The following is a 17,719-nucleotide window of genomic DNA, read 5'->3' as shown; positions in this document are numbered from 1 at the left end:
AACGTGTCCCGATCCATGCCCGCCTCCCGCGTTCGGTATCCTTCATGATACCAAATCCGGGAATGCATAGCGAACGCTATTTGAGCCATATTTAATGTGTCATCCCGAGTGAGCGAAGCGAGACGAGGGATCTCGAGAGACCCGCTCCGACAGCGAGGAACATGCCGCCATGTTAACCTGAACCCGTTGCCCTGGCCCGCACGCCAGCGCGAGTCGCAGGGTCTCGCGGACACCTGTGGCGCGGGCGCCGCACCATCCGGCCCGGTGTGCGCCGCACCGGGACCGCGGAGTGGCCATCAGGCCGATCCGATCCTATAATACCTGATCCGGATCAAGGGCCATGGCGGCATGGGAGGACGAGTGATGGGGTGGCGTCGGACAATGCGGGCGGTCACGCCCGAGAGCCTCGGGACGCGTGGGGAAACCCGGGGGCGGCCGCGCACGATCCCGGGCGTCGTGCTGGTGCTGGCGGCCCTGGTTTCGCTGGGGCTGGCCGCGCTGGGGCCGTCCGGTCCGGCGCGCGCCCAGGGACTCGCGCCGGGGGAGGATCCCACCGAAAACCGCATCGCGCTGGTCATTGGCAACGGCGCCTATGACAGCGGCGCGCTGACCAACCCGGCCAACGACGCCTTTGACGTCTCGCGGGCGCTGGCCGAGGTCGGGTTCGAGGTCACCACCCTGATCGACGCCACCCACCGCGAGATCCGCCGGGCCTACATCGAGTTCGGGCGCAAGCTCAGCGATGGGGGCGTGGGCCTGTTTTACTACGCCGGCCACGGCGTGCAGGTGAACGGCGAGAACTATCTGATCCCCGTGGATGCCGTGATCGAGGACGAAGCCCACGTCGAGGTCGAGGGCGTGAACGTGCGCGAGGTCCTGGCCCGCATGGGCGGCGCGCGCAACCGTCTGAACATCGTCATCCTCGATGCCTGCCGCGACAACCCGTACAAGTCGGTCATGCGCTCGGGCGCCGGACGCGGCCTGGCGCGCACCAGCGCCCCCACCGGGACCTATCTGGCCTATGCCACGGCGCCGGATCAGGTGGCGCTGGACGGCGACCGCCGCCGCAACAGCCCCTTCACCTCGGCCCTGGTCGAGGCCATGGCCACCCCGGGCCACGACCTGGACGACGTGTTCCTGTCGGTCCGCCAGGACGTGCTGGCGGAAACCGACGGCAAGCAGGTGCCCTGGGTGAGCAACTCGGTCACCGGCCACTTCTACTTCCGGCCGCCGCAGGATCAGGTGGCGCAGGCCTCCGGCGCGGACGGCGCGCCCGCGCGCACGCGCTCGATCGAGCTGTCCGCGCCCACGGTTCCCGCGCCGCCGCCGGCCGGCAGCAACGCCGAGGCCCTGTTCTGGCAGTCCATCATGACCAGCCAGGAGCCGGACCTGTATCGCCAGTACCTGGAGCGCTGGCCGGACGGCACCTATGCGCCCATCGCCGAAGTGCGGATCGAGCAGTTGGAAGGCGGTCGCCCGGTGGATGTGGCGTCGGCCGATCCGGGGGGCGCTCCGGCGCCCACCCAATCGCAGCCGCAGCCGCAGCCGCCGGCCTCCACGCCGGCGCCCGGCGGTCCCGTGACGGCCCAGCCGCCCGCCCAGCCGCCCTTGCAGCCGGCGACGCCGCCGGCCACCGATCCGGGGACTCCGATGGCGGGCACCGGCACCGGCACCGGCACCGGCACCGGCACCGGCACGACCCGGACGCCCCGGCCGGCCGCGCCGCTGGCATTCGGGGGCGCCACCCCGCCGGGGCAGAGCGACGCCGGCATGGCCACCGCGCCGCCCCAGACCGTGACGCCTTCCACGCCGACACCCGAGCAGACGGCCGGTCTGCCGGCCACGGGCGTCGCGCCGGCGCAACCGGGCGGGCCGCCGCTGGGCGCGGACGGCAGCAACGACCCCAACGCCTTCGACGCGCTGGGGCGGACCGCGCTGATGATCGCGGCCCAGGCCGGCGATCAGGCCCGGATCCGCTCCCTGCTCGCCAACGGGGCCCGCGTGGACCTGACGGCGGAGGACGGCAACACGGCCCTGACCCTCGCCGCCTGGAGCGGCCACGTGGAGACCGCGCGCCTGCTGCTGCAGGCCGGGGCCGATCCCATGCACGCCGGCCCGGCGGGCCCGGCCTGGAAGGCGCTCACACGGCTGCCGCAGGGGCAGGCGGTGCTCAACGACATCGCTTTGCGCAATCCGTCCCTGGGCGAGGCCATGGCCGATCCGACGCGCACGGACTGGCGCGAGATCCAGGCCCGGCTCAACGCGCTCGGCCACAATGCCGGCGTGGTGGACGGGCTGCCCGGCTCCCAGACCCGCAGCGCCCTGCAGTCCTTCCAGAGCGCCCAGGGCCTGCCCGCCACCGGGTACGTTACGCCCGTCAGCCTGACCCGCCTGCGGGCGGTCTCGCCGGCCATCGAGACGCCGCGCCCCAGCCGGCCGACGCGGCCCGCGCCCTCGGCGTCCATGGAAACGGTGCTGGTGGTCTGCCGCCGCATCGAGGCCGCGCTGGGCGGGGACGGCGCGGACATCCCCAACCCGCTGCAGATCACCCTGGACGGCCGCATGGACGTGGACCGGATCGAGGTGGACGCCCATGACGATGTCGGCTTCTTCACCAACGCCGTGCTGCACGCCTACATCGACGACGGCTTCGTCGGCCGCCGTGACGTCAAGGCGTCCGGCAGTCTGCTCAGCTACACGGTCGGCCGGGAGGGGCGCACGCTGCAGTTCTACTCCCGCGAGGAGGACGGCATCGTCGGCGACGAGGAAACCTATATCCGGACCATCAAGATCTACGCCAAGCGGCCGGCCGGAACGCCGGACGCGGCCTGCCGGTAGGGACCGACCGGCGCCGCCGCGCCGACAACAGGGAGGGGACACATGACGCAGACGGGATCGGGGCGCGGCCACAGTCGCCGCGCCGTGCTGGCGGGCGGGCTGACGGCGCTGGTCGCGGGGTCCGCGCTGGTGGCGGGCGGGGTGCCCTCGCGCGCCGCCCGGGCGCAGACCATCCCCGACGGTTATGCGCTGAACCAGACGCTGACCTACCGCATCTTTCGGGGCGACGATCCCATCGGCAAGACGGTGTTCGAGTTCTACGCCCGGGGGGCCGACCGCACCATCGTGACCCGCACCAACATCAACGTGTCCGTGCTGATCTACTCCTACGCCAGCCAGCACATGGCCACCGAGGTCTGGGAGAACGGCCAGCTCGTCCGCCTGGAAACCCGCACCAACGACGACGGCGAGCCCTTCCGCGTGGACGGGGCGCCCGGCACCGGGGGGTTCACCGTGACGGGATCCGAGGGCACCGTCACCGTCTCGCCCACCACGCCGCCCAAGAGCTTCTGGAACGCCGGCATCCTGACGGCGCCCAAGGTCATCACCACCAAGCGCGGCGCTGTCGCCCCGGTGAAGACCCGCACCATCGGCCGCGAGCGCGTGGCCTACAAGGGCGGCAGCACCGACGCCGTCCGCTATCGGTTCGAGACGGACGACGTGATCGACCTGTGGTACACGGACGACGGCCTGTGGGTGAAGGCGCTGCGGGAATCGTTCGGCGAGGACATCGTCTATCTGCTGGACACCACAGGCGGCTGACGGGCGGCGGCTGACGGGCAGCGCCTGATGGGCGGCGGCTGACGGAACTGCGCCGGATCGGGCGCCGCCCGGTTACGGACCATTCATCGATCCCGTCTAGTCTATCGGCGGGGCACCGTCGGCATGCGCCCCACGCATCCCCTCGCGGACAGGGACATCCGATCAGCATGGAGCGCCCCGCGCCCCCCTCCAAGCACCGCTCCCTTGCGGTCATCTACGGCACGGTCATCCTGGGCATCACCCTGGTGCTCGGGGTGGTGTTCCTGCTCGGCCTGCTGCCGCTCGCCCGCACCATCCAGTCCATGACCGAGGCCCAATACGCCGAGGAGGTCCGGTTCTCGGCCTGGGGCATCAACAACATCCTGGATCAGCACTTGTCGCTGGCCCGCCAGATCGCCAGCCGCTCGGCGATGCGCGAGCGGCAGGCGGCCTATCTGGACGGCCGCGTGTCGCTGGAGGACCTGCGGGCGTTCGCCGTCCCCAAGCTGGCCGACGCGCTCAATCCGCCGGGCTCGCCCGCGCGTCCCGCCTCGTTGCGGCGCAGCGCGGTGCGCGGCGTGGCACGCTTCGCGCCCGACGGAACGTTCCTGTACAGCGCGGGCGAGGGGGACATCCGCGCCGACCCGCAGGCCTGTGCCCGGGTCCCGGCCGGCGTGACCCTTCTGGATGTCGTGCGGCGCGAGGACGGCTGGATCTTCCTGTACTGCTCGGTGCTGGCCGATCCCGAGGCCGGCCGCATCGGCTTCGACCTGCTGTCCATCAGCGCGGCGGCGCTGACGGCCTTCATCACCGAGCAGTCGGACGAGTCCGTGGTGTTCGCCTTCACCGAGGGGACGGACGAGCGCGTGCTGCTGGACGCCGGGCAGCGCGGGCATGACGAGGCGCTGGCGGTGCTGCGGCGGGCCCTCGCGGGAGACCTGCCCGAGGACGATCGCTTCGCCGTGCTGACCCAGGCCACCGCGATTCCGGGGCTGACCATCCACGCCATCGTGGATCGTGCGGCCGTCATGGCCCCGGTCCGCGCGCAGGAGCGCTGGTTGCTCTCCGGGCTGCTGGCGGCGGTGGGACTGGCGATCCTGCTCGTGGCCCTGGGCCTGCGGCCGCTGCTGCGTCGGTTCGAGGCGCAGTCCCGCCTCGCCCAGACGCGGGCGGACTATCACGACCTGTTCCACGGCTCGCAGGCCGTCATGATCCTGGTGGACCCCGCGGAAGGGACCATCCTGGAGGCCAACGCCGCCGCCGCGCGCTTCTACGGCTATGACCGGGACCGGCTGATCGGGCTGCATCACACCGACTTCAACACCCTGCAGGCCGAGGCCCTGGCCAGGCACCGCGCCCAGGTTCGCGAGGGGCGCCAGCAGGTGTTCGAGTTCCGGCACCGGCTGGCCTCGGGCGCACTGCGGGACGTGGAGGTCCACGCCAACCCGCTGTCGTGGGAGGGGCGGCCCGCCCTGTTCGCCATCATCCACGACATCACCGAGCGCAAGCGCCTTGAGGCCCATCTGATCGAGGCCCGGCGCGAGGCGGAGGCCGCCAACAAGGCCAAGTCCGAGTTCCTGGCCGGCATGAGCCACGAGCTGCGCACGCCCCTGAACGCCATCCTGGGCTTCTCGGAGATCATCCGCGACGCCCTGCTGGGGCCGTTGACCCCGGCGCTGTACCGGGAGTACGGCGGCGACATCCACGACAGCGGCACCTTTCTGGTCCACCTGATCGACGACCTGCTGGATCTGGCCCGGATCGAGGCCGGATACCTGGACCTGAGCCCGGACCCGCTGGACGTGGGCGAGGTGTTCGAGGCCTGCGGTCGCCTCGTCGCGCAACGCGCGGTCAACCATGGCCAGGCCCTGGACATCCGGCCGCCGACGCCACCCTTGACCCTGACGGCCGATCCCCGCGCCCTGCGGCAGATCCTGTTCAACCTGCTGTCCAACGCCATCAAGTACACGCCCCGGGGCGGCCGCATCACCTGCGCGGCGCGGGCGGAGCCGGACGGGACGGTGGTGCTGACGGTCAGTGATTCGGGCATCGGGCTGTCCGAGGAGGATCAGGCGGGCATCTTCGAACCCTTCGTGCGCGCCGACATGGCGCGGCGGCTGAACGTGGAGGGCACCGGCCTGGGCCTCGCCCTGGTGCGCACCCTGGCGGAGGCGCACGGGGCGACGGTGGGTGTCCGCAGCCGCCTGGGCGAGGGCTCCACCTTCGAGGTGGTGTTCCCGCCCTCGGCTCCGCGCGATCCCGACGCCGGGGCTGCCGGTGGACGCTATGCCTTGCTTCCGCCCGATTGAGCGGGCAGAGATAGCCGCCGTGTCCGCGCGCGAGGTGAGCCCGCGCGCCTTCTCCAGACCCCGGTTGCGCCCGTCATGACCGTTCGCCGTCTCCGCCCCGCCGCCCGCCTGTCCGCGCCCGCCGTCACCGTCCTGGCCGCCGCCGGCCTCGCCTGGAGCCCGGCCGCCCCGACGCCCGATCCGGGGGGCGCCGCGCTGTTGCGGGTGCAGCAGGACGGTCCGTCCGGGGCCGCGCCGGCCCCCTCGCGCGACGATGTGCCCCGCATCGACAGCGACCATGTGGTGCTGCGCTGGCTGGACAAGTCCACCGCGCGGGTCGATCAGGTGACCGTGCCGGTGGGGCGCGCCGTCACGCTGGGCGGCGTCGAGGTGATGGCCCAGGCCTGCCGCCGCACCGCGCCGGATCAGACGCCGGAGCACGCCGCCTTCCTGAAGATCGCGGAGTTGCAGCCGGACGAGCCGCCCCGCCCCGTGTTCCAGGGCTGGATGTTCGCGTCCAGTCCCTCGCTCTCCGCCATGGAGCATCCGGTCTATGACGTCTGGGTGCTGGAATGTCGCGACACGCCGCCCGGTGGTCAGGACGAGGCGGGGTCGGAGGGTGCGGACGGTCCCGACAGCCTCGACAGCCCCTCCAGCGCGTCCGACAGCGCCGCCGGATCGCAGTAGAACCGGCCCGCCGGTGGCTGCATGGCGGCATCCAGGTGCTCCATGTAGGTGCCGCGCGGCACCTCCACGGTTCCGAAGCGGGCCAGATGGTCGGTGATGAACTGCGTGTCGAGCAGCCGGAAGCCGCCCGCCCGCAGCCGCGCCACCAGATGGCACAGCGCCACTTTCGACGCATCGGTGGTGCGCGAGAACATGCTCTCGCCGAAAAAGGCCGCCGACAGCGCCAGCCCGTACAGCCCGCCCACCAGGCGGCCGTCCTGCCAGGTTTCGACGCTGTGGGCGAACCCCAGGTCGTGCAGGGCGATGAACAGGCCCTCGATCTCCTCGTTGATCCAGGTCTCGGGCCGGTCGGGCATGGATTCCGCGCAGCCCCGCACCACCTCGGTGAAGGCCGTGTCCACCCGCACCTCGAACCGCCCCCGGCGCAGGGTGCGGCGCAGCGAGCGAGGCACATGGAACCGATCCAGCGGCAGCACGCCGCGCTGGTCGGGATCGACCCAGTACACCTTGGGGTCGGAGCGCGCCCGGGCCATCGGGAACAGACCCGAGGCATAGGCGCGCAGCAGAATGTCTGGCGTGACCTGGAACACGGCACCCGGGTTGCTGTCAGGGAAGACCGGCCGACGGGTCCGGACGGCGCGGCCGTGTGCCCGTCCCGATCCGTCCGGTGTCGATCCGGACTGTATAGCACGGGGTCGCCGCCGCCCGCGCGTGCGGAATGCGCGGACCGTGTCTCCGGCGATCCGGGTCAAAGCGTCGTGACGAAGTCCGCCGCCGTCCGCTCGTCGCGCAGCGGCCGCACGACCGCGATGGCCTCGGCATACAGCGGATGCGCCTTGTAGGCGTCCAGCGCCGCCGTGTCCTCGAACAGCCCGTGCACCACCAGATCCACCGCGTTGCCGAACTGGTCCCGTTTCAGGTTGGGGACCACCTCCAGCGCGTGGACGTGCGGGATCTCCGCCAGCCGCCGCAGGGCGGCCATGGCGGTGTCCAGGGTCTCGGGGGCTTTCAGGGTGAACAGCACGACATGACGGATCATGGGACGGACAACGCCTCGGACTCGGGGATGGGGTGCGCGAATGCGGGCCGTATCCTTTCCGAGTTGGCCCGCCGTGTCGAGATTTTGTGCGGTCTGCCGCGGATCGGGGTCCCGGGCGGTGGCACGTCCGGGTCCGGATCGGTATGCTTTCCCGCGATCACGGGGCGACGGTCTTCGCGCGGTGCGGCGGCCGCCCGGGCGGGGACGGCAACGGACCGGGCGACGGCGCGTTGGTCCGGCAGCACGACAACACGGCAGGGAGGCGGGTATGGGCAAACGGTGGGCAAAGGGTGTGGCGGCGAGCGCGCTGGCGGGCCTGCTGGTGGCGGGCTGCGCGACACCGCAGGGCTCCGGCCAGGGACAGGGACAGGCGACCGCGCCGTCGTCCACCGCCGAGGCAACGGCCCCCTCCGAGACCGCCCCGGTTCCGACCGGCCCCATGCCGGTCGCTCTGCTGGTGCCGATGACCGGCGAGCAGGCGCAGACGGGGCAGGCGCTGGCGTCGGCCGCCCGCGACGCCATGACCCTGGCGGGCATGCCGCTGGTTCGCCTCAGCCTCCACGACACCCGGGGCACGCCCGAGGGCGCGCGCGCCGCCGCCCAAGCGGCCGTAACCGAGGGCGCGGAACTGGTGCTGGGCCCACTGTTCTCGGTCTCGGCCCAGGCCGCCAGGCCGGTGCTGGCCGCCGCCGACATTCCCGCCCTGTCGTTCTCCAACAACAGCGCCGTGGCCGGGGGCGGCCTGTACGTGCTGGGGCATCTGCCGGGCCAGCAGACGCGCACCCTGCTGTCCCATGCGGCAACCCAGGGCTATGGCCGGATCGCCGTGGTCGGGCCGGACACCAGCTACGCCCGGCAGGTCGCCGACGCTGCCCGTCCGCGCTCCGGTCCCGGCCCTGCGGGGGGGCTGACGGGAGCTGCCTCGTTGGAGTTGTTCCCGGCCAGCCTGGAGTACGACGCGCAGGTCAAGCTGATCGGGCAGATGGTCAAGCAGGACCTGTCCGGCGCCCTCATCCCCACCACCGGCCTGAATCTGGTCGGGCTGTCTGCTCTGTTCGCCTATTACGATGCCGCGCCGCCCGACTTCCGCCTGTTGGGCACCGACCTGTGGGAGTGGCCGGGAACGTTCTCGGAGGGCTCGCTCCAGGAGGCTTGGTACGTCAGCACGAGCACGCCGCCGGCCTGGATCGACGAGCGGACCGAGGCCCGCCGCCTGGACAGGGCGGTGGCGGCGGCCGCCCGCCGGTCCGCGCCCGAGACCCGGCCGGCCCGGCCCGCCGCGCCCGAACCGGCGGACCCGCCTGACGAGACCGAGGCGACGACCGAGGACGCCGAACCCGAGGCGGCCGCCGATGCCGTCGCGGAGGACGCCGCCACGTCTGTCGATGACGGTGCTGAGACCGAGACCGACGCGGAGGCCGAGACCGACGCCGAGCCCGAGCCGCTGCGGCTGGCCATCGGCCCCACCAAGCTGGCGCGGCTGGCCATGGACGGCGTCGCCCTGGCCGAGGCCTGGACCGCCGCGCGCCGCGACGGCGCGGCCGGCCCGGCGCCCAGCCTCAGCCGCTTCCTGACCGATCCGGCGGGCTTCCGGGGCTTTTCGGGTCTGTTCCGCCTGCTGCCCTCGGGCCTGAACGAGCGCGGCCTGTTCGTGCTGGAGGTCCATGAGGACGGACCGAGGGTGATCCGACCCGCGCCGGTTCGGTTCGGGACGACGCAGGCCCCGCGCATGCTGGTCGGGCCGGACGATTTCGAACGGCACCCCTGGCTGGCGGCGGAGATCGAGGCCCAGACGCCCGACACTGTGCCGACCCTGACGCCGGGCGCCGACCCCGAGGCCGACCCCGAGGCCGACGGAGCCATGCCGCCCCTGGCGCGCGACGCGGACGGCGGCCGGCCCGACGCGGGCGGCTCGCCCACGCCGGTCAGCGCCCCGGCGCCCGCCGCGGACGACGGCTGCCGCTGGGTCGGCTCGCGCCGCGTCTGCACGCCGACATCGTGAGGGGCGGTCGCGCGCCGGTCGGCCTCGGGTCCGCCCATGGCCGTTGAGTGGCGGGACGAGGCCATCGTGCTGGCCGGGCGCCCGCACGGCGAGACCAGCCTGCTCGTCTCCGTTCTCAGCCGGACGCACGGACGGCATATGGGGCTGGTGCGGGGCGGCGTGGGCAAGGCCGCGCGCGGCCTGTGGCAGCCCGGCAACCGTCTGCATGTGACCTGGAAGGCGCGGCTGGCCGACCATCTGGGTACGCTGTCCGGCGAGATGGCGGATGCCCTGGCCGCGCGGGTGCTGGGCCATGGCGACCGGCTGGCCGTGCTGGCGGCCATCTGCGCGGTGGCCGAGGCCGCGTTGCCCGAGCGCGAGGCCTTCGCCGACCTGTTCGAGGACACGGCGGCCCTGCTGGCCCTGACCGCCGATCCCGAGGCCCCGGCGCTGGCCGACCTGACGGCGGCCTATGTCCGCTGGGAAATGGGGGTGCTGGCCGACCTGGGCTTCGGCCTGGATCTGACGGCCTGCGCGGCCACGGGCGCGACCGAGGGCCTCGTCTACGTCTCGCCCCGCACCGGCCGGGCGGTCTCGGCCGCCCCCGGCGCGCCCTGGCACGACCGCTTGTTGCCGCTGCCCGCGTTCCTGGTCGCCGGGGAGGCGTCGCCCGGGGTCTCCGCCGAGGTCGCGCGCGCAGGCCTGCGGCTGACCGGGCACTTCCTGGATCGGCATGTGTTCGTCGCCACCCGCTCCGCCGGCGCGCCACCGGCCCGCGCGCGCCTGACGGCGCGGTTGGAGGCGCGCGGGGACATCGGGTGAAAGGGCGCGGGGTCGCGACGACCTCTTTTAAGGCGCACGGTGCCGGCGCTGACGGGTCGGTGCCGTGAAGAGCGAAGAGAAGCAGGCCCTGGGCATGACCTTGGGTGTGCGCGACCTGCTGGTGCGCCAACGCACGCAGACGATCAATGCCGTGAGGGGGCACAGGGCCGCGTTCGGCCTCGTGGGTCCGCAGGGGACGGCGCATCTCGGCCGGGTGCGGGCGGCTGTTGCAGAGGCGTCCGGGACACTGCCGAAGACCGTGGTTGAGGGGGCGACCCTTGATCGAGCAGGTCGAAAGGACAGGCAAGGGCAAACGGTCAACGAGACGGGATCAGACAATCCTGGGCGCCGAAAGGGCGCGAATGATCTCGGGCGGTGACACGACCCATGACACCCCTGTCATCCGAGTTCGGAGCCCTGGGATCCGGCGAAAACGCTTGACTCGGGTCCGCCGCCGCGTAAAGTGTCGCGCTCCCGAGGCGGCGCTGTGTGGCGATCGCCCGGGTCGGTATTGTCCGCCGCACCCATGGATCGGCTCGCCTCTGGGCCCCGTGTCGGTGCGGATCTGTTCCCCGTGCGCCAACGAGTGACGACGTCATGTTCGCAGTAATCAAGACCGGCGGCAAACAGTACAAGGTCGCCAAGGACGATGTGCTCGACATCGAGAAGCTGGAGGCCGAAGACGGCGCCAGCATCACCTTCGACGACGTGCTGATGGTCGGCGACAAGGTCGGGAGCCCGACCGTGGCCGGCGCCTCGGTCTCCGCCACCGTGGAGCGCACGTTCAAGGACAAGAAGGTGATCGTGTTCAAGAAGCAGCGGCGGCAGAACCACCGCCGCAAGCGGGGTCACCGCCAGACCCTGACGCGCGTGCGCATCACCGACATCGCCGGCTGACACCGGCCAGACAGGTTGACGGAGCCCGTAGCACGCCGCAGCGGCGCGCGGGCGACGATTGGGTGAGGAGAGCATCATGGCTCACAAGAAAGCAGGCGGTTCGTCCCGCAACGGGCGCGACTCCGCTGGCCGCCGCCTCGGCGTGAAGAAGTACGGCGACGAGGCCGTGATCGCCGGCAACATCATCGTGCGCCAGCGCGGCACCAAGTGGCATCCGGGGGACAACGTGGGCATGGGCAAGGACCACACCCTGTTCGCCCTGACCGACGGCAAGGTGAAGTTCGGCAAGGGCTTCAAGCGCCGCACCTACGTGTCGGTGGAGCCCGCCGCCCCGGTGGCCGAAGCCGCCGAGTAGGCCGCGCGCGGCGTTTCCGGCCGCCGTCGAAGACGACGAGACGACCCGAAGGGGGGTGGCGCGCCATCCCCCTTTTGTCGTGTGTTGGGCCTCCGGCTCCTGGCATCGCTCGGGCTCGTGGGACGCCTTGGTGTCTCCGCGTCCTGGTGGCCCATCGTCCACCCGCGCGGTAGGGTGAGGGGGCCGCTCCCCCCTCATCCGAGAGGCCGCCTTGATGTCGGACGGACTTCTGCCCGCGCTGGGCTATGCCCTGCTGGCCGGTCTGGCCATTCTGGCCGGGGCCGGTCTGGCCCGGTATGAACGCCTGCTGCCCGGCTGGCTGGACACCGAGCTGCGCCACGCCGTCAACGCGCTGGTCGGCGGCGTGCTGCTGGCCGCTGTCGCCCTGGTGCTGGTGCCGCACGGGACGGACGTGCTGTCGCCGCTCTGGGTGGTCGTGGGCCTGACCGGCGGCGGCCTGCTGTTCCTGGTCATTGACCGGGCGCTGGCGGCGACCGGCGCGCAGCTCTCCGTCCTGATGGCGATGCTGCTGGATTTCGTGCCCGAGGCCATGGCCCTGGGCGCCCTGCTGGCCACCGGCGCGCCCGAGGCGCTGTTGCTGGCGATCCTCATCGGGGTCCAGAACCTGCCCGAGGGCTTTACGTCCTTCCGCGAACTGACGACGGGCAAGCACCGGACCAGCCAGCGGGCGGGTCTGGCGCTGATGGCCGGGTGCGCGCTGCTGGGGCCGCTGGCGGCGCTGGGCGGCCTGCTGTGGCTCGCCGACCGACCGCAGACCCTGGGCGCGATCACGCTCGTGGCCTCGGGCGGCATCCTCTACCTGACCTTCCAGGACATCGCCCCCGCTGCCCGCCTGCGCCGGGCCTGGGCGCCGCCGCTGGGCGCGGTGCTGGGCTTCCAGATCGGCGTGATCGGTCAGATGCTGGTCGGCTGACGGGCGCCTGACGGCGGCTCTCAGCCCGGTATCAGCGCCTCCCTGATAGACATCGAGGGTCCGGGCGATCCTGCCCTCGACCTGCGGCAGCCGGCCTGCCACGGTCTTCAACGGCCTTGGCAAAGGCGGTTGCCCCAGAATGGGAGTATGCGCCATGACGACCACAGACGTTCAAACCGAGGCGGGCCTTCTGTCCGTCGCCCATCAGCTCAGCATCGGCACCGGGGAATCCCCGCGCGACCTGGCCCACCGCCGGTCCTGGATCGACGCCCGGGGTCAGGTCACGCCGGCCGGCCGCGCCCTGATGAGCGCGCTGGGCGACCAGCGCGGCACCCGCAGCGTGTTCCGCTGGGCCGTCTGATCCTCAGCTCGACGGACGCAGGGTGGAGGCGCCGAAATAGAACGCGATGATCGAGGTGAAGAACCCGCCCAGCCACACCAGAATATTGGTGTGCTTCTCGATCAGGGCCGAAAAGCCGGTGCCGCCGCCCAGGCCCTCGATCAGGATGAGCAGGCCCAGGAACACCGTCGCGCCCACCATCATATACAGCGAGATGTAGGCCATCCGGCGCCGGTTGCGGAACCGCTCGCTGGACAGGCGGTAGAGCAGCATCTTTTCCTCTTCAGAGAAATCCGGATCCTTGAAGATGGCGATCATCATCTCCAGCGGGTCTTTCGCCGCGTCCTTGGGGCCGTTCAGGGCCTCCAGCACCCGCGAGGCGGCGCTGGGCGGACGGCCCTTGTCCGTGGCGGTGGTCTCGGCGTCGGGCTGGGTGTCCTGATCCCGGGTCTCGTCGGCCATGGCGGGTGCCCCCCTCATGCGAACCAGTGGAACCGCGTGCGGCGGTCCGATCCTGGAGAATACCATAGGTCCGGCCCGCCGCCAGGGGAAGGGGGCTCACTCGCGCGGGCTGGCGGCGCCCGTCATCACCGCTTCGAACTGGGCCATGGCCCGGCGCAGGCCGTTGACGCCCTGGTCGGCCTCGGCGCCGGCGGCCATGGCCTGCCGGGCGGCATCGCGGGGCGTCCAGGCGGAGCGCGCCGGGGCCGCGCCGCTCAGCACGAAGTCGAGCTGATGGGCCAGCGCCTCGAAGCGCTCGACGGCGGCGACCATGTGGACCTCGGCGGCGTCGATGGTTTCGCGCACCGACAGCAGCCCGGCGCGGCGCGGGTCGGTCTCCGCGATGCGCTGGATGCGCTGCGAGAGGTCGGCGCGCACCGGGTCGATCTGGGCCAGAATGTCGCGGGCCTTGTCCGTTTGCGCCGACACCCGGTCGGCGAGGCGCCGGAATCGCTCGAAGGTCTCGCGGGCCGCCGGGTCGTTCGGGTCCGCCACACCGGGCGGCACCGCCTGGAAGGGCTGCACGGCCGTGGCCTGGGGCGGCGGCGGCGCTTCAGGCGCGGGCGTGGGCGTGGGCGCCGCGACCGGAGACGGGTCGGGCACAGGCGCGGGTTCGGGCGCGGGATCCGGCGACCGGGGACCGTCCAGCGCCGCGCGGGCCTGATCGGCGTCCGGCGGCAGCAGGTCGTCCCGAGGCACCAGGGGGCCGCCCCCGGTCATCAGCGCCGGACCCGTGGGGCGGGTCTCGGCCGGGGATGGCGTGGGGCCGGCGAAGTCCGGATGCACGGACACGGCCGGATCGCCGCGCGGCCGCATGATGGGGAAGGTGGCCGGCTCCCAGTCCGCCGGTCCGCCCGGCCGGAAGGGTCCGGAGTCCAGGGGCAGCGCCGCCAGTCCGGTGACCAGCACGGACGGCGGCGAGGGCAGGGTGCGGCCCAGGTTGTCCACCAGCCCGCTCGATGTCACCCGAACCGTGTCCTCGGGCGGGTCCCGCGACGGCGGCGGCGGGATGGGGGGGCCGCCCGACTCCAGGGCGGCCCGACGCGCGGCCGGTGGCGGCAGCGCCGGGCCGGGTCCGACCGGCGGCGGCGGGTCCAGGGCATCGGCCGCCGGCCGGGATGGCGGGGTGGCCCGGGACGGGGCCGGCGCCGCGTCCGGGGCGGGGACGGTGGACGGCGGCGGCGGCGGTGCGGTCGCGACCGGCGCGGGGGCCGACAGCGCCGGAGTCGCCGGGGCCTCTGGCGGGGCCGTCGCGGGCGGGGATGCCGGGGGTGGGGCCGACCGGGCGGCGGTCAGCAGGTCGCCCGCGCGCCGGGTGGCCTCGCGGGCGGCCCGGGCCTCGGCATCCAGCGCGGTGACGCGGGCGGCGTCCACGGCGCCCGGATCGGGCGCCAGATCGCCAACGATGCGGGCGTGGCGCGCGCGGGCCTCCATCAGGGCGGCGATCGCCCGATCCCAGGCCGCGTGCGTGTGGGTGGGGGCGGCGGCGCGGCCCTGACGCGCCGTGGAGAGCACGCCGGTCAGACGCAGGACCTCCGCTTGCGCCTGCTCCAGCAGGGCGTCGGCGACGGGACGGGTGGCGGTCTCCTGGTGGGCCGCGGTGGCGACCGGCGTGGCGTGGCCCCCCCCGGGGGATGGGGCCGCGCCCTCGGGCACCATCCAGGCGGCCAGGGCGGTCCCGGCCAGCGGCGAGGCGACGATCAGGCCGAGCGCCATCCAGCGATGCCGCGACCGGCGCGGCATCGTGTCCGGCCGGGGGCCGGAATGGCGGGCTCGGAACGACGGTCGCGCCATGGTCGGCAGGGGCTCCCCTGGGGTGAACCCGGCCGGCGGGCGTCGCGGGGTCCGGCGCGCCGGCCGATCCGGTCAACAGAGGTCGAAGTCTAGCCCGGTCCGGGGCGAGACCGAAACGGTGGGATCGGGACGGACCGGACCCGGGATGCGGCGCGGCCGCCTCGGGCGTGGGGTCCCGAGGCGGCCGGTTCGCTTTCCGCCCGGCCGATCAGTTCGCCTGACGGCGCAGGAACGCCGGAATTTCCAACTGGTCCTCGCGGTGCTGCGAGGAGACCGGCCGGTCCTCCGGGTTGACGGTCATGGGCCGCTGGTCCTCGCCCTGCGACTCGGCGTGCTGGCGGGATCGGGCGCGCACCCGCTCCAGGGCCGCCTCGCGCTCGCGCTCGCGCTCCTCTTCCTCGGCGCGGGCGCGGCCGAAGCCGGTCATGCGCTGGAACAGGGACGGCCGCTGACCCCGCCGCTCCTGGTCCTGCCGGTCGTGGGAGTCGGCCCGGTCCTGCCGGTCGCGCGGGTCGGCGCGGTACTCGCGCACCTCATAGCCGCCGGAGTCGCGCCGGCCGGACGGCTGTTCCGAGGCCACGTGCAGGCCCGGCTGCAGGCCCGGACGGGCGGCTTGCGGCTGCTGGGCCGGACGGGACAGGGTGGGCCGCTGCTGGGCGTGACGGTCCAGCGCGGTCTGCCCGGTCACCGGCGGCGGGGTGTCCGCGTGGCCGTAGCCATGGGTGCCGCCGTGCGGCTGGCCACCCGGGGCGCTGGCCGTGGGCGGCGTCAGGCGACCGGCCGAGGCCACCGGCGGTTGCGCGGCGGGCTGCGGGATGAAGACCCCGGGATTGCCGCCCGCCTGCCGGGTGTGCTGCGCGGGGTAGGCGGGCCGGGTGGGCGCGCCGCCGGACCCGCCATGGCTGCCGTGGCCGCCGTGGGACGCCGCCGCCGGGCGCGCTCCGCCGGAGGTCCCCTGCGCCGGCTCGGGCCGGGCCTGGGGCTCCGCCGCGCGGCGGGGCGTCGGCGCGTCGCTGTCCAGCACGGCCGCCGGGTCCACCATGTCGCCGCCCCGCAGGTCCGACGCGGTGTCGTCGAGCACGCGCGGTTCCGCCTCGCGGGCGTGGGCCGTCGCCTCGCGCGCGGCCGGCGCGGCCGGCGCGACCTGGGCGGCGGGACGGTTCTCGCGCTCCTTGGAGGCGCCGCCCTCGCCGCCGATGACGGCCCGCCCGGCCGCCAGACCGAGGCCGAAGCCGCCGCCGTTGGCGGCGTCCCGCTCGTCGCGCGGGCGCGCCTGGGTGGCGGCGTCGATGCCGCTGGCGACCACCGAGACGCGCATGGTGCCCTCGACGCTGCCGTCCAGGCAGGAGCCGAAGATCACGTTGGCGTCCTCGCACTTGATCTCCTCGCGCACCCGGTTGGCGGCCTCGTCCACCTCGTACAGCGTCATGTCGTTGCCGCCGGTGATGTTGATGAGCACGCCGCGCGCACCGCGCATGGAGGTCTCTTCCAGCAGCGGGTTGGCGATGGCGGCCTCGGCGGCCTCGATGGCGCGGTTCTCGCCGCTGGCCTCGCCGGTGCCCATCATGGCGCGGCCCATGTCCATCATGACCGTGCGGACGTCGGCGAAGTCCAGGTTGATGAGGCCCGGCATGATCATCAGGTCGGTGACCGAGCGCACGCCGGCGTACAGCACGTTGTCGGCCATCTTGAAGGCATCGGAGAAGGTGGTCTTCTCGTTCGCCACCCGGAACAGGTTCTGGTTCGGGATGATGATGAGCGTGTCCACGTACTGGGCCAGCTCGTCGATGCCGCCTTCCGCCAGGCGCATGCGGTGGGTGCCCTCGAACTGGAACGGCTTGGTGACCACGCCGACGGTCAGGATGCCCATGTCGCGCGCGCATCGCGCCACCACGGGGGCCGCGCCGGTGCCGGTGCCGCCGCCCATGCCGGCGGTGATGAAGCACATGTGGCTGCCCTTCAACTCCGTCGAGATGGCGTCATAGCTCTCCTCGGCGGCGGCGCGGCCGATGTCGGGGCGCGCCCCGGAGCCGAGGCCGTGGGTGGTCTCGCCGCCCAGTTGAACGCGCCGGTCGGTGCGGGCCTGGGCCAGCGCCTGGGCGTCGGTGTTGGCCACGACGAAATCGACGCCCTCCAGATGGGCCTCGATCATGTTGTTGACCGCGTTGCCACCGGCGCCGCCGACGCCGATGACCGTGATGCGGGGCTTCATCGATGGCTCGATGTCTTCGGGGACGCCAAGATTGATGCTCATAACTGCCTCCGTCCGTGTCTTTTCGTGGGGCGGGCGCGCTTGGGCGGGCCCTTCATTGGTGTCCTGCGGGGTCTGCCCGCTCAGGGGTTCGCTCTGCTCTGTGCCGGAGTCCTGGACCGTTTCTCGGTCTTGGCGTTCTTCGCAATGGGGAGAAACCAAAGGCGGAAGGCCGGGGGCGGCCTCCGCCCGGACCGGATCGCCCGGCCGGTCCGGAAAATTCGGGGTCTGGGTCGGTCCGTCGCCGTCGC

General features: G+C 73.2%; 16 protein-coding genes. 11 read left to right on the top strand and 5 right to left on the bottom strand.

Annotation, left to right across the window (positions count from 1 at the left end):
• Nucleotides 1-363: 363 nt before the first annotated feature.
• From GHC57_RS09540 to GHC57_RS09525, 4 genes are all read left to right on the top strand, one after another.
• Nucleotides 364-2,838: a caspase family protein gene (locus tag GHC57_RS09540; protein ID WP_153343547.1), complete on the top strand. Its 2,475-nt coding sequence runs from the start codon at nt 364-366 to the stop codon at nt 2,836-2,838.
• 42 nt (nt 2,839-2,880) lie between these two features.
• Nucleotides 2,881-3,600 carry a DUF6134 family protein gene (locus tag GHC57_RS09535; RefSeq protein ID WP_153343545.1) on the top strand — a complete coding sequence of 240 codons (720 nt, stop codon included), beginning with the start codon at nt 2,881-2,883 and terminating at the stop codon, nt 3,598-3,600.
• A gap of 167 nt (nt 3,601-3,767) precedes the next feature.
• Complete coding sequence (locus GHC57_RS09530) at nt 3,768-5,888, top strand: sensor histidine kinase (protein ID WP_153343543.1); 2,121 nt, start codon at nt 3,768-3,770, stop codon at nt 5,886-5,888.
• A 75-nt stretch (nt 5,889-5,963) separates the two neighbouring features.
• A complete protein-coding gene (locus GHC57_RS09525; protein ID WP_153343541.1) occupies nt 5,964-6,554 on the top strand; it encodes a DUF2155 domain-containing protein in 591 nt (196 codons plus the stop codon).
• Here GHC57_RS09525 and aat read toward each other — a convergent pair.
• Together aat and GHC57_RS09515 are read right to left on the bottom strand one after the other, a co-directional pair.
• On the bottom strand, nt 6,464-7,144 hold the full coding sequence (gene aat / locus GHC57_RS09520; RefSeq protein ID WP_170294794.1) for a leucyl/phenylalanyl-tRNA--protein transferase: 681 nt from the start codon (nt 7,142-7,144) through the stop codon (nt 6,464-6,466). The two genes, GHC57_RS09525 and aat, sit on opposite strands and share 91 nt — an antisense overlap.
• 158 nt (nt 7,145-7,302) lie before the next feature.
• Nucleotides 7,303-7,593, bottom strand: a complete 291-nt coding sequence (locus GHC57_RS09515) for a Dabb family protein (RefSeq protein ID WP_153343537.1) — start codon at nt 7,591-7,593, stop codon at nt 7,303-7,305.
• 268 nt (nt 7,594-7,861) lie between these two features.
• Between GHC57_RS09515 and GHC57_RS09510 the strand changes: the two genes are divergently transcribed.
• The 7 genes from GHC57_RS09510 to GHC57_RS09480 all read left to right on the top strand — a co-directional run bounded on the left by GHC57_RS09510 (nt 7,862) and on the right by GHC57_RS09480 (nt 12,943).
• A complete protein-coding gene (locus GHC57_RS09510; protein WP_170294793.1) occupies nt 7,862-9,595 on the top strand; it encodes a penicillin-binding protein activator in 1,734 nt (577 codons plus the stop codon).
• A gap of 36 nt (nt 9,596-9,631) precedes the next feature.
• On the top strand, nt 9,632-10,396 hold the full coding sequence (gene recO, locus GHC57_RS09505; protein WP_153343533.1) for a DNA repair protein RecO: 765 nt from the start codon (nt 9,632-9,634) through the stop codon (nt 10,394-10,396).
• Between the two features lie 64 nt (nt 10,397-10,460).
• Nucleotides 10,461-10,775 (top strand): hypothetical protein, encoded by a 315-nt coding sequence (locus GHC57_RS20545; RefSeq protein ID WP_153343531.1) that lies wholly within the window; start codon nt 10,461-10,463, stop codon nt 10,773-10,775.
• Nucleotides 10,776-10,993: 218 nt separating this feature from the next.
• Nucleotides 10,994-11,293 carry a 50S ribosomal protein L21 gene (rplU, locus tag GHC57_RS09495; protein ID WP_153343529.1) on the top strand — a complete coding sequence of 100 codons (300 nt, stop codon included), beginning with the start codon at nt 10,994-10,996 and terminating at the stop codon, nt 11,291-11,293.
• Nucleotides 11,294-11,369: 76 nt separating this feature from the next.
• The gene (gene rpmA, locus GHC57_RS09490) at nt 11,370-11,648 is read left to right on the top strand and encodes a 50S ribosomal protein L27 (protein WP_153343527.1); all 279 of its coding nucleotides are present in this window, start codon (nt 11,370-11,372) and stop codon (nt 11,646-11,648) included.
• Between the two features lie 214 nt (nt 11,649-11,862).
• Entirely contained in the window at nt 11,863-12,582 is a 720-nt protein-coding gene (locus GHC57_RS09485) for a ZIP family metal transporter (protein ID WP_153343525.1), read from the top strand.
• Between the two features lie 154 nt (nt 12,583-12,736).
• Nucleotides 12,737-12,943: a hypothetical protein gene (locus GHC57_RS09480; RefSeq protein WP_153343523.1), complete on the top strand. Its 207-nt coding sequence runs from the start codon at nt 12,737-12,739 to the stop codon at nt 12,941-12,943.
• Between the two features lie 3 nt (nt 12,944-12,946).
• On the opposite strand, the gene GHC57_RS09475 is transcribed toward GHC57_RS09480, so the two are convergent.
• From GHC57_RS09475 to ftsZ, 3 genes are all read right to left on the bottom strand, one after another.
• Nucleotides 12,947-13,384: a hypothetical protein gene (locus GHC57_RS09475; RefSeq protein WP_153343521.1), complete on the bottom strand. Its 438-nt coding sequence runs from the start codon at nt 13,382-13,384 to the stop codon at nt 12,947-12,949.
• Nucleotides 13,385-13,480: 96 nt separating this feature from the next.
• A complete protein-coding gene (locus GHC57_RS09470) occupies nt 13,481-15,217 on the bottom strand; it encodes a hypothetical protein (RefSeq protein WP_153343519.1) in 1,737 nt (578 codons plus the stop codon).
• Nucleotides 15,218-15,425: 208 nt separating this feature from the next.
• Nucleotides 15,426-17,471, bottom strand: a complete 2,046-nt coding sequence (ftsZ, locus tag GHC57_RS09465) for a cell division protein FtsZ (RefSeq protein WP_153343517.1) — start codon at nt 17,469-17,471, stop codon at nt 15,426-15,428.
• Nucleotides 17,472-17,719 lie beyond the last annotated feature (248 nt).

Source organism: Roseospira navarrensis (assembly GCF_009601025.1).
Classification (GTDB): Bacteria; Pseudomonadota; Alphaproteobacteria; order Rhodospirillales; family Rhodospirillaceae; genus Rhodospira; species Rhodospira navarrensis.
This window is presented reverse-complemented; position numbering and strand designations above follow the sequence as displayed.